The 17,332-nt window shown below is 46.9% G+C and carries 19 protein-coding genes and 1 pseudogene; 12 read left to right on the top strand and 8 right to left on the bottom strand.

Features of this window, described 5'->3' with window-relative positions:
* Positions 1-8: 8 nt before the first annotated feature.
* The 5 genes from CPT76_RS08300 to CPT76_RS08320 all read left to right on the top strand — a co-directional run bounded on the left by CPT76_RS08300 (position 9) and on the right by CPT76_RS08320 (position 5,771).
* Entirely contained in the window at positions 9-890 is an 882-nt protein-coding gene (locus CPT76_RS08300) for a carbohydrate ABC transporter permease (protein ID WP_089547672.1), read from the top strand.
* A gap of 88 nt (positions 891-978) precedes the next feature.
* Positions 979-1,770 carry a sugar phosphate isomerase/epimerase family protein gene (locus CPT76_RS08305; RefSeq protein WP_105442578.1) on the top strand — a complete coding sequence of 264 codons (792 nt, stop codon included), beginning with the start codon at positions 979-981 and terminating at the stop codon, positions 1,768-1,770.
* A 21-nt stretch (positions 1,771-1,791) separates the two neighbouring features.
* A complete protein-coding gene (locus CPT76_RS08310; RefSeq protein WP_258168205.1) occupies positions 1,792-2,871 on the top strand; it encodes a Gfo/Idh/MocA family protein in 1,080 nt (359 codons plus the stop codon).
* A 49-nt stretch (positions 2,872-2,920) separates the two neighbouring features.
* Entirely contained in the window at positions 2,921-4,138 is a 1,218-nt protein-coding gene (locus CPT76_RS08315; protein ID WP_105442579.1) for an MFS transporter, read from the top strand.
* Between the two features lie 112 nt (positions 4,139-4,250).
* Positions 4,251-5,771 carry an ABC transporter substrate-binding protein gene (locus tag CPT76_RS08320; RefSeq protein WP_105442580.1) on the top strand — a complete coding sequence of 507 codons (1,521 nt, stop codon included), beginning with the start codon at positions 4,251-4,253 and terminating at the stop codon, positions 5,769-5,771.
* A gap of 28 nt (positions 5,772-5,799) precedes the next feature.
* Here the strand turns inward: CPT76_RS08320 and CPT76_RS41940 are convergent, their stop codons facing one another.
* The gene (locus tag CPT76_RS41940; RefSeq protein ID WP_374954626.1) at positions 5,800-5,940 is read right to left on the bottom strand and encodes an EcsC family protein; all 141 of its coding nucleotides are present in this window, start codon (positions 5,938-5,940) and stop codon (positions 5,800-5,802) included.
* Positions 5,876-6,550, bottom strand: a complete 675-nt coding sequence (locus tag CPT76_RS08325; protein ID WP_374954627.1) for an EcsC family protein — start codon at positions 6,548-6,550, stop codon at positions 5,876-5,878. Before CPT76_RS08325 ends, CPT76_RS41940 begins: the two co-directional genes overlap by 65 nt.
* Positions 6,551-6,779: 229 nt before the next feature.
* Here CPT76_RS08325 and CPT76_RS08330 point away from each other — a divergent pair, with 229 nt between their 5' ends.
* Positions 6,780-7,262: a DinB family protein gene (locus CPT76_RS08330; RefSeq protein WP_234489681.1), complete on the top strand. Its 483-nt coding sequence runs from the start codon at positions 6,780-6,782 to the stop codon at positions 7,260-7,262.
* A 282-nt stretch (positions 7,263-7,544) separates the two neighbouring features.
* A pseudogene (locus CPT76_RS08335) lies at positions 7,545-9,505 on the top strand (phosphoenolpyruvate synthase).
* 74 nt (positions 9,506-9,579) lie between these two features.
* Here CPT76_RS08335 and CPT76_RS08340 read toward each other — a convergent pair.
* Complete coding sequence (locus CPT76_RS08340; RefSeq protein WP_105442582.1) at positions 9,580-10,542, bottom strand: helix-turn-helix transcriptional regulator; 963 nt, start codon at positions 10,540-10,542, stop codon at positions 9,580-9,582.
* 111 nt (positions 10,543-10,653) lie between these two features.
* Between CPT76_RS08340 and CPT76_RS08345 the strand changes: the two genes are divergently transcribed.
* Together CPT76_RS08345 and CPT76_RS08350 are read left to right on the top strand one after the other, a co-directional pair.
* Positions 10,654-11,133, top strand: a complete 480-nt coding sequence (locus CPT76_RS08345) for a GyrI-like domain-containing protein (RefSeq protein ID WP_105442583.1) — start codon at positions 10,654-10,656, stop codon at positions 11,131-11,133.
* An 87-nt stretch (positions 11,134-11,220) separates the two neighbouring features.
* Positions 11,221-11,685: a phage tail protein gene (locus CPT76_RS08350; RefSeq protein ID WP_105442584.1), complete on the top strand. Its 465-nt coding sequence runs from the start codon at positions 11,221-11,223 to the stop codon at positions 11,683-11,685.
* Between the two features lie 177 nt (positions 11,686-11,862).
* Here CPT76_RS08350 and CPT76_RS08355 read toward each other — a convergent pair whose 3' ends face one another.
* Positions 11,863-12,060: a hypothetical protein gene (locus tag CPT76_RS08355; protein ID WP_105442585.1), complete on the bottom strand. Its 198-nt coding sequence runs from the start codon at positions 12,058-12,060 to the stop codon at positions 11,863-11,865.
* A 39-nt stretch (positions 12,061-12,099) separates the two neighbouring features.
* Complete coding sequence (locus CPT76_RS08360; protein WP_105442586.1) at positions 12,100-12,573, bottom strand: DinB family protein; 474 nt, start codon at positions 12,571-12,573, stop codon at positions 12,100-12,102.
* Positions 12,574-13,039: 466 nt separating this feature from the next.
* On the opposite strand from CPT76_RS08360, the gene CPT76_RS08365 reads away from it, so the two are divergent.
* On the top strand, positions 13,040-13,309 hold the full coding sequence (locus CPT76_RS08365; protein WP_105442587.1) for a CD3324 family protein: 270 nt from the start codon (positions 13,040-13,042) through the stop codon (positions 13,307-13,309).
* A gap of 229 nt (positions 13,310-13,538) precedes the next feature.
* Complete coding sequence (locus CPT76_RS08370; RefSeq protein ID WP_105444011.1) at positions 13,539-14,510, top strand: alpha/beta hydrolase; 972 nt, start codon at positions 13,539-13,541, stop codon at positions 14,508-14,510.
* A gap of 118 nt (positions 14,511-14,628) precedes the next feature.
* Here the strand turns inward: CPT76_RS08370 and CPT76_RS41945 are convergent, their stop codons facing one another.
* Positions 14,629-14,736, bottom strand: coding sequence for a TetR-like C-terminal domain-containing protein (locus tag CPT76_RS41945; protein WP_374954628.1), 108 nt, complete (start codon positions 14,734-14,736; stop codon positions 14,629-14,631).
* On the bottom strand, positions 14,733-15,221 hold the full coding sequence (locus CPT76_RS08375; RefSeq protein WP_258168206.1) for a TetR/AcrR family transcriptional regulator: 489 nt from the start codon (positions 15,219-15,221) through the stop codon (positions 14,733-14,735). The genes CPT76_RS41945 and CPT76_RS08375 overlap by 4 nt, the downstream gene beginning before the upstream one ends.
* A gap of 181 nt (positions 15,222-15,402) precedes the next feature.
* Between CPT76_RS08375 and CPT76_RS08380 the strand changes: the two genes are divergently transcribed.
* Positions 15,403-16,434 carry an aldo/keto reductase gene (locus tag CPT76_RS08380; RefSeq protein WP_105442588.1) on the top strand — a complete coding sequence of 344 codons (1,032 nt, stop codon included), beginning with the start codon at positions 15,403-15,405 and terminating at the stop codon, positions 16,432-16,434.
* Positions 16,435-16,546: 112 nt separating this feature from the next.
* Here the strand turns inward: CPT76_RS08380 and CPT76_RS08385 are convergent.
* Positions 16,547-17,332, bottom strand: a 786-nt coding sequence (locus tag CPT76_RS08385) for an alpha/beta fold hydrolase (protein ID WP_105442589.1), incomplete at its 5' end; no start/stop codon positions are given.

Here is a 17,332-nt window from a genome sequence, read left to right on the forward strand (position 1 = left end):
CGAAGTCCTTGAGAAGAACACGGATTGAACAAGTCGTTATCCATTTCATATTTTGGTTGATTGTCGCGTTTTGCCTGGTGCCGTTTCTGCTGCTTATTACGGCCTCGTTCACCGACGAGGATGCGATCATACGGGAAGGGTACTCGTTTTTTCCCAGTGAATGGAGCCTGGATAGTTATGTATTCATTTTTCAAAAATCGGGGGAGATCCTGAATTCTTACGGCATCTCCGTCGTTGTGACTATTTTAGGTACACTGGCCAGTCTGGTCCTGATGACTTTGCTCGCTTATCCGCTGTCGAAGAAGGATTTACCGCTGCGCAATTTCTTTTCATTTATCGTATTCTTCACGATGCTCTTCAACGGAGGACTGGTTCCGACCTATTTAATCTACTCGAATGTTTTTCATATAACCAATACCTTGCTTGCGCTGATCGTCCCGGGTCTTCTGGTCAGTGCCTTCTATGTTATTTTGCTGCGGACGTTTTTTACCGTATCGGTTCCGGAAGCGGTACTCGAGTCGGCGAACATGGATGGAGCGGGGGAATTTCGCATATTCGTGCAAATGGCGCTGCCGCTGTCTCTTCCCGTGCTTGCAACGGTCGGACTATTTCAGGTGATTAATTATTGGAACGATTGGTTTAACGGACTCATTTACATTTCAGACTCCAGGCTGTACAGCATACAGGTGCTTCTGAATACCATTTTGCTGAACGTACAATATTTGCTGGATAATGTAGACTATTCTTCAAGGGTGGACGGCAGTTCCATCCCGACCCAGGGCGTACGCCTGGCTATTGCCGTGATCGGCGCGCTCCCGATTGTGTTAACGTATCCGTTCTTTCAGAGATTTTTCGTTAAAGGACTGACCGTCGGGGCGGTTAAAGGATGATTTCCCTGCAGCATGTTAAGGAGGTGATGAAGAGCTGCCAGAGGTTGCAGGACGTGGTTACAAAAAAACCAATCAGGGAGGCTAATCCATGAAAATCAGCATTGGCGGTTTTTTCTTTTTCAATATGATCCGGGAAGGGAAGATGGATACATTCGGGTACCTGGAATCTTCCAAGTACAGATACCATCTCGACACCGTTGATTTGTGGAACGGGACCTTTGAAGGGGTTAAGGACGACATTTTTTCCTTGCCTGATGAAGCTTATATTCAACGTCTGGCCGAAGCGATACGGGAGAAAGAAATGACGGTTATCAACATCGCAGTGGATGGTGCGCATTTATGGGATGCAGATCCTGACAAGCGCAGCAGGCTTTATGAAAACGCTGTCGCCTACCTATCCATTGCTGAGAAGCTAGGCGCGCGAACCATTCGCATCGATGCGGGAGATAAAAGCTCAGCGCCCGGGACGGAAGAGCAGTTCGAATATGTTGTAAACAAGTTCGAAGCGTTGAGCCGGAGAGCGGCTGACCTTGGACTTATCGTCGGACCTGAAAATCATATGGGAACCTCCAAAGATCCAAAATACTTAAAAAAAGTGGCCGAGGCGGTCAATCATCCGAGCTTTGGCATATTGCTCCATATGGGCCGCTGGGATACGGATGAAGACATTGGCGACACATTGGTCGCGCCGTGGGTCTATCATACGCATTTTGACGGCAAGACGGTAGGATCACCAAAGGGCGAACAAATGGTGAAGGCACTGCTGGATGCCGGCTATGACGGATACTGGGGCATCGAGTACAACGCGCCGGACAATCAATACGCAGAGATGGAATGGGCGATCGCTTCCGTGAAGCGGACGTTGAGCCGTTTAAAATAAAAAACTGAAGGGATGATCGAAATGGGAAGAACCGTTCGCATTGGCATGATTGGAGCAGGTTTGATCGGCAAAGCTCACCTGAGAAATTACGCGAATATGGAGGATGTTCAGATCGTGTCCATCTGCGACATCAATGAACAGGAAGCCCTCAAGGTCGCGCATGAGTTCCATATTCCCGACGTCTATACCGATTTCAGAGAAATGCTGAAGCGCGATGACATTGAAGCCGTTGATGTCTGTCTGCACAACAATTTGCATGCCCCCGTGACGATAGCCGCTTTCGAGGCAGGCAAGGACGTATACTGTGAGAAACCGATCGCCGGGACTTACCGGGACGGACTGACCATGCTTGAAGCGGCAGAAGATTACGGCAAGAAGCTGCATATTCAGCTTGGCACCTTGTATCGAAAAGAGACCAAGGCGGCAAAAGCGCTGATCGACGGGGGCATGCTCGGCAAGCTGTATCATGCCAGGGCTACCGGCCATCGCCGGAGAGGACGCCCTTATATTGACGGATACGGGACCCCGGCTTTTCTAAACAAACAAATCGCCGCCGGCGGGGCGCTGATTGACATGGGGGTTTATCATATCGCGCAAATGCTGTACCTGCTTGGCACACCGAAGGTGGAGCGGATTTCGGGCAAAGGCTACCGGGAGATGGATGTGGATGCCGGGCGTGCCGGGCAGGCGGTCTTTGACGTGGAAGAGCTGGGGCTGGGATTCATAAAATTTGAAGGCGGCGCGACGCTCGATATTATCGAAGCGTGGAGCATTCACCTGGGAAGCATCGAAGGCTGCTCTGTGGTTGGGGATAAAGGGGGCATTAAGCTGCCGGCCTATTCGGATCAGCAAATTTTGGCCCCGTTCAGTTTTCATACGACGATTTGCGATATGGATATCAACGGCAGCGTCAACCTGGATGAGATGGACGGCCGCTGGAATCATTTGAAGCCGAATTATGACGCATACCAGTCCTCGCAGCATCACTGGGTCGCCGCGCTGCAGGGAAGAGTGGAGCTGCTTCCCACGGCCCACATCGCCTCGCAGACGATGCTGATTAGCGAAGGCATTTATTATCCGACCGGCTTGGGCGGGAAGTAAGCAGCGACGAGATCATCGAACAATCCCTGTCGAAAGCGATCCAGCTCTAATGCTGCCTTTAAGGAAGAGGGAGGTCCATCCGGCGGCCGGCCATTCCTCCAGATCGTTGTCGGCACTGAAACGTTTCAACTTTTTCCTGTATGGCACGATTGCGATTTTGACTTCATTCTTTCCTTTATATTTTCAAAACATCGGACTCAGTAAAGTGGAAATCGGCATGATTATGGCCGGTGGGCCCTTCATTTCCATCTTCGCCAATCCATTTTGGGGTTATTGGAGCGACCGGCTGCAGAATGTGAAACGTATTCTTATTTTTCTTCTGACCGGGAATTTGTTAGCGACGATCGTGGTGTTTCAGCTCCGTGAATATGCCGTCATTTTCGCCTTCATGCTGATCTTCTTTTTCTTCAACAGTCCCACGTTCTCGCAGAGCAACAGTCTGATTCTGAATGCCATCGAGAACACGAACTACAAGTTTGGCGCATTTCGCCTATGGGGTTCACTGGGATGGGCGATCATCGCCGCGTTGGCCGGACCGGTTCTCAGCTGGATGGGGCTGGTGAATCTTTGGATGTTGTACGGGATCATGATGCTGATCTCACTGGCATTTACCATCGGACTACCTCAGGGCAGAGTGACTTCCAAGCCGAAGACCGAGAGACAAAGCTATTGGAAAGTGATGCTGTCGAGCAAGCTGTTCTTTATATTCGTTATCCTTGGCATCCTCATTTCGGTTCCGAACTCGATCAACCAAACGTTCGTTACATTGTACATTTCCAACCTGGGAGGCTCCAACGAATTGATTGGCTGGTCGGTGTTCCTGTCGGCGATCTTTGAAATTCCAGTGTTTCTGCTGTTTGACCGATTCCTGAAAAAATCGGCAAGGATGATGCTGGGAGGGCTGGTTATCGTAAGTATCCTGTTCGTGATCCGCTGGTTATTGATGTCAGTTGCCGGCGGACCGCTCCAGGTCATCTTTATCCAAGTGCTGCATTGTATTACGTTCGGTGGCTACTACTATATCGGAACCAGTCTGACCGCACTATTAATACCAGCCGAGTACAGAGCGACCGGGCAGGCCATTTATGCCCTGACGTGGGGTGGAATTTCCGGCATCATCGCGGGTCTGTTCGGCGGTTGGATGTTCGATTATTTGGGTCCCCAAACGATGTATTCGATTTGCGCAATCATATCTGTAGCAGGGGTGGCAGGTTTTACGTTCATGTGGATGAAATACCGCAAGCAGTCCGAGTTGGCGGCATCATGAAGATCGGGATCGGACGAATGCCGCTGTGACGCGGCATTCGTCACCCTTTCTGCTGTACTTCAGCTCCGAGCGTGGAGATTCCATATTGAAGATCCTGGGAGGTCAAAAGCCTATGTGGAAAAAGTCGGTTCATTCCTTGTTGTTCTTTGTACTGGCTGTTACCGTTGTTCTGAGCGGATGTTCAAGCTCCTCTTCTAACGGTAAGAAGGAGCCGTCGTCATCAACGCAAGAAGCGTCTGGTGACGGTAAACTTGCCCCTTATGAAATTACGATCGCTTTTTGGGGACCGGATCAGCGTGATCTTGGTCTTGTGGAGCAGGAAATCAGCAAGATTACGAAAGACAAAATCAATGCAACCGTCAAACTGAAACGCATCGAGGCGGCTGCGTGGACACAGCAAAAAGTGCTGATGTTCTCCGGCAATGAGAAACTCGACCTGGTGTTCACGGGGGAAGACCAATATATTTCGGAAGTCGCGCAAAAAAAGCTGCTGCCCATCGGTGACCTGCTTCAGTCCCATGGCCAAGATATCCTAGACGCCTTCGATCCGGACGTACTGGCAGCGGCAAAAATTGACGGCAAAATATACGGCGTTCCAACGATCCGGGACTTTGCCGCTTATCCGACTATTCTGATGCGAACGGATTGGTTAAAAGAGAGTAATATGGACGTCAGCCAGGTGAAAACAATCGAGGATTTGGAGCCGATTTTTGAAAGCGTTAAAAAGAAGCATCCGGAAGCCAATATGCTGGGTAAAGCGTCAGGAGGAGGTTCCATTGCCTATCCACTGCTGCAGACGACGATTGATCCGCTGGGCGACATGATCGGTGTACTTACCGACCCGAATCAGCTGAAGGTCGTTAATTTGTATGAGAGCGAGGAATATGCGAAGTTCATCGGGGTGATACGTCAATGGTTCCTGGCAGGATACATCCCCAAAGACATTGCAACGACTTCGCAAACCGGCCGGGATTATATCAAGGCAAACATCGGGTTCGCGACACCTAATAAAGGCAAGCCGGGGATCACGACGCAGACGGGAGCATGGGCCGGCAAGGAGCTGACGGAAGTCGCACTCGCGCCGCCCAAAATGAATACGCTGACGATTATGAACGCGATGCTTGCCATTGCGGCCAAATCCAAAAATCCCGAGCGCGCGATGATGTTTCTGAATTTGCTCTACTCGGACAAACAAATCATCAATCTGCTGGATTGGGGGATTGAAGGAAAGCACTATCAAGTGAAGGAAGACGGGACGATTGACTTTCCTAGCGGTGTGGATGCGACGAACAGCGGCTACAACATGAGACAAGGTTGGATGTTCGGGAATCAGCTGCTGTCTTATCCGTGGTCGACGGACAGTCCGGATATATGGAAGCAGATGGAGGCGTTTAACCAAAGTGCGGAGAAGTCTGCAGCGCTCGGATTCACCTATAACTCGGAGCCGGTCAAAACCGAACTGGCCGCGATCCAGAATGTCGTTCAGCAATATTCAAAAGCGCTTGAGACAGGAACTCTGGATCCGGATGTTTACCTGCCGAAATTTAACGCAGCATTAAAATCGGCCGGAATCGATAAAGTAATCGCCGAAAAACAAAGGCAGCTGGATGCGTGGGCTGCAAACAATAAGTGAAGGACCTCTCAGTACCAAGAAAAAATAGTCAGTACGATCCAACCTCGAAATCATCGTGCAATCTGCGCAGGCGGTAAGCGTTCATGGCGGATTCGCGCAGCTCCTCAAGAATGGTGTAATTCGCCCATGCCCCTGCGATCGCGCCGATCCCTGGCAGCATCTGCAGCATTTTCCGAAAATCGATCGCATCGCGATACTCGATCTAGAAAAGTCTCCCAGTCCATCGTCCTGGAATATTCGGTATCAGATAGCCATTGTTCCTTTTCTATATGCCAATTTTTGATGGAATCGAGCAGCATGGCACGGTTATCCGGCCCCGAAAACGTCATTTGAAATACCTTGAGAATAAACACCCGCTCGGAGAAATGTTTCGTGTCATAACCGTAAACATGCGCCAGCTCGAACAAAAATTTCATCTTGATTGCGATGAGAGCCGGAAAGTCTACCATGCCAAGGATGATGCCGCCAGCTCCCGTTCCAGCACCCTCAGCAACCGCAATTTTTTGGTACAGGGCAAACAGGTCTTTTGCTTCTTGATCGGCAGCTTCCAGATCCATCGGACTTTGCACCGGACGCCTAGGGGTGTATTCCGCGCCGAACAGTGCCGTGCGCACGATCGACCGGATGGTGGTCGTGATGACGTTTTGCACCTTTGGGGGAATCAAATGGTTGATCCGGCTGCCAACGGTTTTCGATGCTTTTTCCATCCATCCCGGCGGTTTGAACAGCTTTTGTTCCCAATCGGCAACTTCCCTCTGGACTTTATGTTCGTAATGCATGATCCATCGCTCCTCCAATGTGCTTGCTTTATTCTATTGTAACGAATGACGCTGTGATTCGGACCAGACTGCAGCAGGTTTCTGACCTCGACTTAAGTCCAGCATCGCAATGAGGTTCGTCAGAGACACTACTTTCACGATTCCGCAATCCTGAAGAAACCTTCCCGCGCATGGCGTTATAGGATGAAGGTATGAATGGCGTTAGCCAGAGGAGGAGATCACCATAAACATGATTGAAGATTGGATTCGTGAATTAAAAAGGGAAGCCGAATCGACACGCTTACTTCTTGAAAGGCTGCCGGAGGACAAACTTTCCTGGAGGCCCCACCCGAAGTCGATGTCTCTGGGACAGCTTGCCCTTCATGCTGCGGGAGTTCCCGGGGGGCTGGCTCAATTGCTGGATGAGGCGGTCAGCGAAGCTCCGGTCGTTCCGCTGCCGGAGCCGACCACCCGGAAAGAAGTGCTCGAGGCACTGGAATGGAGCGTGTCTCTTGCCGAGAGCAAGCTTCGGGAATGGGGAGAAGATGGGCTAAGGAATTCCTGGAAGCTCGTCAGCAAGGGAGAGACCATCTTGGAAGCTCCCCGGATCGACATGGCACGTTCGCTGATGTTCAATCACGTTTATCATCACCGGGGGCAGCTGACGGTCTATCTGAGACTGCTCGGAATATCCGTTCCTGGGATGTATGGCCCCACCGCGGATGTACAATAACGGAAATTTTCAGAGAACGACTCCAAGAGGGAAGATGGAGCCGATAACGCTTTGAAAGAAATATTAACTCTTCAGAATGGGTTGTTAAATATCAAAAAAGAACCTGGGTATCTACCCAGGTTCTTTCATATTGCGCAAAAAAAAGACGTGATGATATAATCAGATCACGACTGTTCATGTTATAAAGTCACAAATATCTTATCTTACATTTTAAGCGTAACATGCCAGTTAAACTCTTGTCAAATGTTTTTTTCTCAATCTAATGGTTAGGGAGATGGTCGAATGAGTTCCATGGTTCTTGGGTTTCATGAAATCGAAAAATCGCAGCTTTATCTCGTTGGCGGAAAAGGGCTCCATTTAGGAGAATTATCTAAAGTTGACGGAATCCAGGTCCCCGAAGGATTCTGTATTACAACAGCGGGGTATCAAAAAGCCATCGGACAAAACGAAACGTATCATGCATTACTCCAACAACTAACCATGCTAAACGCAGATGATCGAGACCAAATTGGTGAGATCAGCGGGAAGATTCGGCAGACCATTACGGAAGCAGAAATTCCTTCCGATGTTGTGGGGGCTGTGACTCACTATCTCTCCCGGTTCGGCGAGGAACACGCTTACGCTGTGCGTTCTAGTGCAACCGCCGAAGATTTGCCGCATGCTTCTTTTGCAGGGCAGCAGGATACTTATTTAAATATCATCGGTGTTGATGCCATTCTGCAGCATATCAGCAAATGCTGGGCCTCCTTATTTACCGATCGCGCAGTCATCTACCGTATACAAAATGGATTTGATCACCGTCACATTTATTTATCCGTGATCATTCAAAAGATGGTATTCCCGCAGGCTTCGGGGATATTGTTCACCGCTGATCCAATGAGCGGCAACCGGAAGCAGCTGTCCATTGATGCCAGTTTTGGACTTGGGGAAGCACTGGTCTCCGGCTTGGTATCCGCTGATAATTATAAAGTACAAGGAGGGGAAATCGTCGATAAGAGGATAGCAGCCAAAACTTTGGCAATCTATGGACGAAAAGAAGGCGGAACCGAAACACGCCAAATCGATCCGGCACAGCAAAAGGCTCAAACCCTTACCGATCAACACATTGTGCAGCTGGAACGGATCGGGAGACAGGTCGAAGCTTATTTCGGCCAGCCGCAAGACATCGAATGGTGTTTGGCTGATGATACATTTTATATTGTTCAGAGCCGGCCGATTACAACGCTATACCCAATCCCTGAAGCAAATGATCAGGATAATCACGTCTATCTATCTGTTGGCCATCAACAAATGATGACAGATCCGATCAAACCGTTGGGATTGTCTTTTTACCTGTTAATTACTCCTGCACCTATGCGTACAGCCGGCGGGAGGTTGTTTATTGATATAGCGCCTAGGCTGACTACGACTGTCGGCCGGGAAGCTTTATTAAAAAACTTGGAATCCGATCCGCTTTTCATAGGCGCAATCGAGAACATAATCGAGCGAGACTTTATCAAATTGGTACCGAATGATCAAACAGCACCCATTCCCGCTAAAAGTAATACAGATAAGCCGGCAGCCTTCGAGAACGATCCGGCTATCGTTTCTAGTCGAAACGGATGATCGATCTCGTCCGAAATTTCATCGGGTATCGGGAATACCCTAAATACGGCTGGGTGAGCCGCTACTTCGTTTATAAGCAGGCTTTACTGAAAGAAGCCGAACGACTCGTGCAAGCCGGCGTCATTCATGATATCGAGGATATATACTACCTTACTTTTGAAGAGCTTCACGAAGCCGTTCGCACCAATATGCTGGATGATCGGATCATCAGCAAACGCAAAGACGAGTATAAAGTATATGAAAAACTGAGCCCACCGCGTGTCATCACGTCTGATGGCGAAATGTTTAGAGGTTCGTACAAACGGGGAGATCTCCCGGCGGATGCGATTTTAGGTCTGCCTGTTTCTTCTGGAGTGATAGAAGGAAGAGCTCGTGTCATTTTAAGCATGGAAGATGCAGCTTTGGAAGAAGGAGATATCTTGGTTACCGCATTTACGGATCCAAGCTGGACCCCTTTGTTTGTATCCATCAAAGGTTTGATCACGGAAGTAGGGGGCCTGATGACCCATGGAGCCGTGATCGCGCGTGAATATGGCCTGCCGGCCGTAGTCGGAGTGGATCATGCGACCAAGCTCATCAAAGACGGGCAGCGAATTCGTGTGAATGGAACAGAAGGGTACATTGAAATATTGGAATAGCTACTCGTTTGAGCCTGACCTTCGGAAGCAGACTGCTGCGGCAGTCGGCTTCTTTTTTCTTAAGTAATGTGCGGTCAGTTTGAGTATAAACTGAATCTCTCTTGTACAACCTCCAAGATCTCTTTCGGCATCTCCCTGATCTTGATATCACCACCCAGGAAAAGCAGCCAATTGGTTATTTCGGTCATTTCTTCGGCTTTATCGACATGAATATATGTCCTTAAAATGGCTGTCGTTTGGTAAGGATTCGTATAGGACAGGGATACTTTTATTGGATGGTATTTTCTGAACTGCGCAATCGCTTTTGGACCCAGTTCAATGACCAGATTGGTGATTTCATCCTGCTTACGTAGTTGTTCTTGGATCTTTTTCTTACTTATTCTTTTTTTCAAAGGGTATGGCTCTACATTGGTAAGGTCATCAACAGGAATAATCCTTCTCTTCTCTTCCTTCAAATCAAATCCCTCGATCAGCCAGACGCTTTTCTCACGATAGAGGTGCAGGAGATAAATGGGATAGGACTTGATTTCCATCTCTTCTTGGATGGTGATCCATAAATATTCATCCTTGAGAAGGACTTGGATGAGCTTTTCCAGCATCGGATGGGGGAGGTCCGACAGGTCGAGCAGGTCGGGATTATTGGGGTTGGTTCCTTCAAACAGCAAAATTTGATTCAACAGGACAAGGTCATCCTGCTGGTTTTTCGAAATCAGGCCAAGCAATTTCTCGGCCAGCGATTGGCGGCTCTTCAAATAAGGGAGCTGTTGATTTCTTGTAGCCATGAAGCCAATGAACAAGGCTTTAATTTCGTTATCGGTAAAGCGGACCGTGGGCAGGATCGAGTTGTTCATGACGAAATACCCGCCATCCCTGCCGACTTCTGCAACAAGCGGCATTCCCATCGCTTCGATTTCCCGAATATCCCGGATCGCCGTCGATCGGGAAATGTTAAATTCCCGCATGATTTCGGAAATCGTAAAGTGGGCACGGTTGTTGATATACCGCATGATAGTATTAATACGTTCAACTTTTTTCATAGGAGTCTCCTAAACAGTATCACTTTTTGACATGATTCAAGGTTATTATAAACCTATCAAGTGAAAACACAAATCATTTGAACAAATTTTAAAAAAAGGATGGTAATCAAAATGGCACAATATACGTTGGAAGAAAAGGACAGCTTTATCGTATTGGGGATTGGAACGGAACTGAAGAGCGATTATACAGACTACGCCGGCATCAACAAAGAAAAAGCAGAATTCTGGTCGGCTGTCGAAGAAGATGGAAGGCTGGATACGTTAAAATCCATCGCCGCTAATGATTTCATTTTTGCCGTGAACGAAGCGGTGAACAACAAGATGATGTACTATGCCGGCGTCATGACGGATGCTTCGCTGCCAGAGGCAACGAGAATGATCCAATTCCCTCAGGGCGAATACCTCGTTGTTAAAGGGGAAGCGCCGACATCCAATGATCTGAGCAATCAGCTTGCTGGCGTGGCGTTTGGTCAAGTGCTGCCGGAAGCGAAAGATTATGCTTATGTTGGAGGGCCGAATGCAACCGTTGAGATGGGGCAGCGAGACGGCGTCGTATTTGGCGAAATGTGGATTCCTGTTGTAAAGAAGTAAGTAAATTCGTGAAGTAACCGGGGTGGATTTTGCCCGAAGTGAGTTTCTAAGATGTAACGCCTTGCAAAACTTTTAGGAGGGATAGAAATGTCGTATATCGTTGATTTTAAAGATGTGTCCACCGTTGGTGTTGAGTCTTCTCCAGTAGCAGAAGCGCTTGCTGGGCTTCGGGCGAATGAGGCTCGTTACTTCATGAACAAGTATAAGCACAAATTTACGGTCGTACCCGCCAGCGAAAGCCAGGAGACTCTGGATTATGTGAACCGGATTTTGAAAGAAGAACGTGATCTCGAGCTTGCAGCCAAGCCTTTGGAAACGTCGCAATTTCAAGTCGATAACATTCAAATGACCTACGTCTTTTATGAAGATGGTCTGGGGCTCAATGTGATGTATACGGTGGATGACCCGAAGAAGCGGGCCGTTGGTTTTAAGCTTTCGGACGGAATGGAGGAACCGAAGGAGCTGGAAGGGAAATTTAAATTTGCTCGGCAGAAGTCTAAATTGGCTGGAACGATCCGGGGCTCGTTTTTTGTCATCAAGAAAGAGTACTAAACTACTTAGGAAAAAGCCGCAAAGATGCGGCTTTTTTGCATTTTTATTGACATAAACATTGGATGAAATAGATACTAGATTGGTTAAGCAGAGGCATTTCATTGACTCCTTTTGAATGAGTTCAGTGTGAGTTGTTGTTACGTTCCTGGATGACAGTTAGAAGTGCCCGTATTTTCGTTACAGAAGAACGACTACTCCAATCAAAATAAATATGATCCCGCCAAACATTTCAGTGGAACCATTTGAGCGTACTTGTTGGACTTCGGTATCATTCTTGGGAGCACGCCGCAAAAATTTAAGAAGTTTGGAATTAGAATTTTTATAATCGTACAGGCCTAATACAATCATGAATATACCGAGTACAATCATCCCCATTTGATTTTTCTCCTTTTCTCGAAAAGCTGCTTGGTTATATCACAATGATTGGCTTCCGCGGTAGGCCTTTTTTACTCTTTCAATTTGAGCAAGGTGACCACGGACATGTTCAACACGAAATACCAATAATTGCTTAAAGCTAAATCGCCCCTGGTCAACATACACCCCGACTCGCTCGATTTGTTCGTTGGTTAGATTGTCTAGGATGGTCTGCATACTGAGGCGCAGCAATTTGAACAGATGCAGATATTGTTCGCGGTCCAATAAATCATAACCTAAGTTGTTCGCCCATGCGTCCTGGTCAAATGAAATGAGGGTCGGCTCATCCTCCGCCAAGACTGTTTTAAGTCGAGCTGTAGAAGACATCTCTGAATCCGCCACATGTATGATAATTTGATGAATGCTCCATTGGTCCGGTGCAGGCTTGTAACGAAGTTCCCCCTCCGTTAACCCTTCGATGGCCTCACGCAGCATTGCGTATCCTGAGGCATATTCCTGAATGATGTCCTCCATTTGAGTTCCTCCAATCCTTAAATAAACTTCATATAATAAAACAACTATATAGATTGAACTAAAGTTTAGCTTTGAACTTCCTGTTATAACTGTCTCATCCGGCTCTATATTTCTTTAGTTCATTCTATCTAACATGTTAAGAAGTTCTTGGTTTTAGGCAAATATCCTTTTTTCTTTAACGGACCAGACCAAGGCTGAATAAGCGTCATATGATTTGGAGCAGAATGGTTGACTAGAATTCATAATGACAGGAACCGCCCATCTGAAATATGGTATACTTGGAACGTTAAGGGGGGTGCTTTACTGATGGGGAATCGATCAAGATTGTCTGTGACTTCTTTCACTCATGCAAAGCCAGTATTGGAAAAGCGTTACTTTGTATGGGGCGAAATTATAACTAACGCTGAATAAGCTTTTCTAATATTTTGGCTTTGCACCTTATTTTCAAAATAAGGAGTGAAGCGAATTGAAATATACAAATGCTAAAAAAATACTACCTGAAAAGCTAATTATAGAAATTCAACAGTATGTCCAGGGAGAGACGATTTACATTCCGAAGCAGGAGAAGGAATATCAGCATTGGGGGAGCTTGAGCGGCGGAAGGCAGTGGCTGGATCAGCGAAATGCCGAGATCAGACAGGCATATAAGAATAATAGCAGTATCGAGCTGCTAGCTGAGGACTATTTTCTCTCCATTGAAACGATTAAGAAAATTGTATATTCGGGAAATAAATAACGAACGGCACTGATGAAGGTATGCTTCATCAGTTTTCTCATGTCGAAAACGATTCTAAGTCATTGTTTACATATGAATCGTTTATTGCGCTCTTTAGAATTTGTATAGGCGGAGGAACAATCCGCTGGTGCGGAAGATCGATATAACAACTTATGAAATCGATCCCATCGGGGAATGCTGGACCACATCATCCTTCGATGGATTCTATAAGAAAGCGGGGAAACGTACGATGAACGAACAAAAAGGCAGAAGCAGGCATCTGGTCGATCCGGAGATTATAAGTGTACTTGATTTATTTCCGACAAGCGATCTGACGGGTGCAACCCTAATGGAATCACGGCAAAGTCAAGCAAAAATGATTCCGCAGATGGATGTAACGCAGTTGTTTCCTGTCACATGGGAAGAAAGGGCGGTGCCAAGTTATTTTGGCGGGCCCGATATACGCATAGAAATCATTAAACCGCGTGAGCCTAAGTACGATAAAATGCCGTTATATTATTCGATTCACGGTGGCGGAATGGTTATGGGAAGTCCGGTCGGCGATCGCTCAGCGAATGCAGCCTTGGCGGCGCAGCATGGTTTTTGCTGCGTATCTGTGTATTACCGACTTGCGCCGGAACATATTCAGCCAAGCCAATTGCACGATTGTTATTCAGCTCTGAAATGGTGCATTGAACATGCCGAAGAACTCGCGATCGATATTCAGAAAGTCGCGGTCGGAGGGAGCAGCGCAGGTTCCGGACTTGCGGCAGGGCTAGCCCTATACATTCGCGATCAAAAGGAATTTGATATTCATCATCTAAGGCTGCGCAGCCCGATGCTCGATGACCGTACAAGTATTTCGCCGGATCATCCCTATGCCGGCGAGTTTGTGTGGACAAATCGCAGCAATTATTTTGGATGGAAATCGGTACTAGGGAACGAACCCGGTCAAGAGGGGACCAGCGAGTATTACGTGCCTGCGCGTGCGAAATCGCTGGCCGGTTTACCGCCCACGTATATCAGCATAGGCAGCATTGATTTGTTCATAGATGAAGCGATACGATTTGCCCAACAGCTTGCCTATGACGGTGTCTTGGTGGAGCTGCATGTATATCCTGGATATCATCATTTGGCTCCAGCATTTCCGAATGCTCATTATTCGCAAGAAGGGGCCAAATCCAGTGAATACGCCTTGCTGAAAGCGCTGGAGCTGGTTTGATTTTATTTTCTCGAGTATGATCTTAAAAGTAAAAGCAGCAGTTCAAAACTTTGAACTGCTGCTTTTTTTGTTGCTTAACATCGGATGCTCAAATATAACTGCAGGTACCATACAAATTTCAACCATCGTTATCAAGACATGGTGTATTGCGTATATATCTGGTCAACATTCTCGCTATATCTTCGGGAGGAATGGAACGATCAGTCGTAAACCAATGTTGAATCATTCCAAACTGTGCATTTCCCAAATAAGCAATTCATAATCCGTAAATAGGTTTTCAGAATGATCGTCTTGATTTCGCTTCAAATTTTCATACAAACGTGTACCCACTAAATACTGGAGCCGTTCTTTTAACTCTGCTGGAGCTTCCGAATGGAATAGTGCTTTAAAAAAGCTGGCATGCTTATGCATGTATTGGAAGGCCTTGGTAATCGGTGGATAAGCTCCCTCATGATCAGGATAGCGCATCAACTCATGAACATTGAGAGGTTCGAATACGCTCAACAATTCTTGAATAAATACAGTTTCCTCAATCAGATGAAAAATATCTTTATAATGCAAATAAAAAGTGCCTCGATTAATTCCTGCTGTTTCACATAGGTTTTTAACCGTCAGCCCTTTAATACCTTTATTTTCTAAAATAGACAACAATGCGTTCTCCATTAGCGTGCGACTGCGGACGACTCTCAAATCCGTACTACTTTGGCTCATTTGTGTACCTCCATGATGAATGTCGGTGTTTATCAACAATTTTGACGATGTATCTATTAATCAACACTTGGCCTTTTATGTTCATTGAACTCCCCGTTATGCCTGATTATAATTGCTTCTATAGCCTTAATCAACACGTGTTCATTACCATCGGGCTGTATCAAATGTAAGGAGGAAAACCATGGAATATAGATATCTTGGAAAGACGGGTACAAAAGTCAGCGCGTTTGGATTAGGCGGATCAAGTTTTGGATCAAGGACAAGCGAAGAAAATAGCATAAAAATAATTGATGAAGCATTGGACTATGGCATTAATCTGATTGATACATCTAACCGATACGGAAATGGGGAATCGGAACGCATTATCGGAAAAGCGATTAAAACCAGGCGGCAAAATGTCATATTAGCTTCTAAATTTGGTGCAGAGGCTACCCATGAATTAAATCATAGTGGTGCATCTCGCCGCTCAATACGAACTGCTGTTGAACAAAGTCTGCTACGTTTGCAGACCGACTATATAGACCTTTATCAACTCCATCTTCCTTTTGAATTTGTTGCTTATGAGGAGATTCTATTAACGTTGAACGATTTGGTGAAAGAAGGGAAAATTCATCATATCGGTACTTCAAATCACCAGGGTTGGCAAATGGTTCAGGCACAAGCCATTAGCGATCGATATCATATTCAGCGATTTGTAAGTGAACAAACACCATATTCTATGATCAATCGACAAATGGAATTTGAACTTGCTGAAGTCGCTAAACAATATGATCTTTCTCTATTCGTGTACAGTCCCTTATCCGGTGGCTTACTGACAGGAAAGTACAAAGCAGGTCAGGCCGCGCTAAGCGATTCTCGCGCTGCGACTTTAAAAGGATATGCAGAAGCGTTAGATCCTGAGCTAGCTGAAAATGAATATAAGTTTAAGATCATTGAAAAGCTGCAACATCTTGCAAATGAAGCGGGGATTCTACTAGCGGATATGGCAGTCGCTTTTACCCAAAGTCATCCGTCCGTCACGTCAACTCTCTGGGGCCCGCGCACTTCAGAACAATTAAAAGCCTATATTGCCGGTGCAGAATTGAGGCTCGGCACGGATGTGTTGGATGCGATCGATGCCATTGTTCCGCCAGGCAAACGGATCGATGACAAAGAGCAAACGTGGAGTCCTGAGTGGATGAGTGCCGAACGGCGCAGACGACACGTGAGTTGAAAAATCATTGGAGAGGAACCTTGCGAAATCATACAACGGCAGCCGATCACACGATCGGCTGCCGTTGTTTATCGTAGTATTGGGGAGTGCACGTTTTGGATCTTCATGAATATTAATGATGATTTGTCCCTCTAAACGGCTTGAAGAATGCACGAATGTCTTGTGCCAAGAGCTCGGGTTCTTCCAATGCGGTAAAATGTCCGCCACGGGGCAGCGTAGTCCAGCGGGTTACATTTAGGTTGCGTACAGCCCATTCTTGGGGCGGCAGCAATATATCTGCTGGGAACAACGCGATGCCTGTCGGCACCTCAATGTAGCCCAATGGCGGCAAGGAATGAGAATTCTCATAGTAGATGTTCGCTGCCGACATGGCCGTGTTTGTCACCCAATAAATCATCATATGCGTGATCAGTTCATCTTTACTGAATTTTTGCTTAAGATTACCGTTACAATCGCTCCATGCCCGGAATTTTTCAATGATCCAGCTTGCTAAGCCGACCGGTGAATCGGATAGTCCATACGCCAGTGTTTGGGGGCGGGTCGATTGAAGGGACATATAGCCACCCTCTTCAGCAATCCATGCTGATGCGTTTTTCTTATATCGCAGTTCTTCTTCCGACAGCTTTGCCTGATCCGTTGCCGTCATCAGATCTCTAATGATGCCGATATCGGTCAAGTGGATTCCGAATAACAGTTCCCGATGGTTGGCTGCCAGGTACCTTGTAACACCGGAGCCGATATCCCCGCCGGCGGCAGCAAATTTACTGTAGCCTAAGTGCTGCGTCATCAGCTTAGCCCACATTTCCGAGACACGAAAATTGTTGACACCGGGATGTGCAGGGCGGCTTGAGAATCCAAAGCCAGGTAATGATGGGACAATCACATCAAATGAGTCTTC

This window comes from Paenibacillus sp. AR247 (assembly GCF_002968895.1).
Lineage (GTDB): Bacteria > Bacillota > Bacilli > Paenibacillales > Paenibacillaceae > Paenibacillus_AQ > Paenibacillus_AQ favisporus.

What these genes read in the sequence shown, in the direction of transcription:
- CPT76_RS08305 (WP_105442578.1), top strand. Translation starts at nt 979, where the DNA reads ATGAAAATCAGCATTGGCGGTTTTTTCTTTTTCAATATGATCCGGGAA.
- CPT76_RS08310 (WP_258168205.1), top strand. Translation starts at nt 1,792, where the DNA reads ATGGGAAGAACCGTTCGCATTGGCATGATTGGAGCAGGTTTGATCGGC.
- CPT76_RS08315 (WP_105442579.1), top strand. Translation starts at nt 2,921, where the DNA reads ATGCTGCCTTTAAGGAAGAGGGAGGTCCATCCGGCGGCCGGCCATTCC.
- CPT76_RS08320 (WP_105442580.1), top strand. Translation starts at nt 4,251, where the DNA reads ATGTGGAAAAAGTCGGTTCATTCCTTGTTGTTCTTTGTACTGGCTGTT.
- CPT76_RS41940 (WP_374954626.1), bottom strand. Translation starts at nt 5,940, where the DNA reads ATGCTGCAGATGCTGCCAGGGATCGGCGCGATCGCAGGGGCATGGGCG.
- CPT76_RS08325 (WP_374954627.1), bottom strand. Translation starts at nt 6,550, where the DNA reads ATGCATTACGAACATAAAGTCCAGAGGGAAGTTGCCGATTGGGAACAA.
- CPT76_RS08330 (WP_234489681.1), top strand. Translation starts at nt 6,780, where the DNA reads ATGATTGAAGATTGGATTCGTGAATTAAAAAGGGAAGCCGAATCGACA.
- CPT76_RS08340 (WP_105442582.1), bottom strand. Translation starts at nt 10,542, where the DNA reads ATGAAAAAAGTTGAACGTATTAATACTATCATGCGGTATATCAACAAC.
- CPT76_RS08345 (WP_105442583.1), top strand. Translation starts at nt 10,654, where the DNA reads ATGGCACAATATACGTTGGAAGAAAAGGACAGCTTTATCGTATTGGGG.
- CPT76_RS08350 (WP_105442584.1), top strand. Translation starts at nt 11,221, where the DNA reads ATGTCGTATATCGTTGATTTTAAAGATGTGTCCACCGTTGGTGTTGAG.
- CPT76_RS08355 (WP_105442585.1), bottom strand. Translation starts at nt 12,060, where the DNA reads ATGGGGATGATTGTACTCGGTATATTCATGATTGTATTAGGCCTGTAC.
- CPT76_RS08360 (WP_105442586.1), bottom strand. Translation starts at nt 12,573, where the DNA reads ATGGAGGACATCATTCAGGAATATGCCTCAGGATACGCAATGCTGCGT.
- CPT76_RS08370 (WP_105444011.1), top strand. Translation starts at nt 13,539, where the DNA reads ATGAACGAACAAAAAGGCAGAAGCAGGCATCTGGTCGATCCGGAGATT.
- CPT76_RS41945 (WP_374954628.1), bottom strand. Translation starts at nt 14,736, where the DNA reads ATGATTCAACATTGGTTTACGACTGATCGTTCCATTCCTCCCGAAGAT.
- CPT76_RS08375 (WP_258168206.1), bottom strand. Translation starts at nt 15,221, where the DNA reads ATGAGCCAAAGTAGTACGGATTTGAGAGTCGTCCGCAGTCGCACGCTA.
- CPT76_RS08380 (WP_105442588.1), top strand. Translation starts at nt 15,403, where the DNA reads ATGGAATATAGATATCTTGGAAAGACGGGTACAAAAGTCAGCGCGTTT.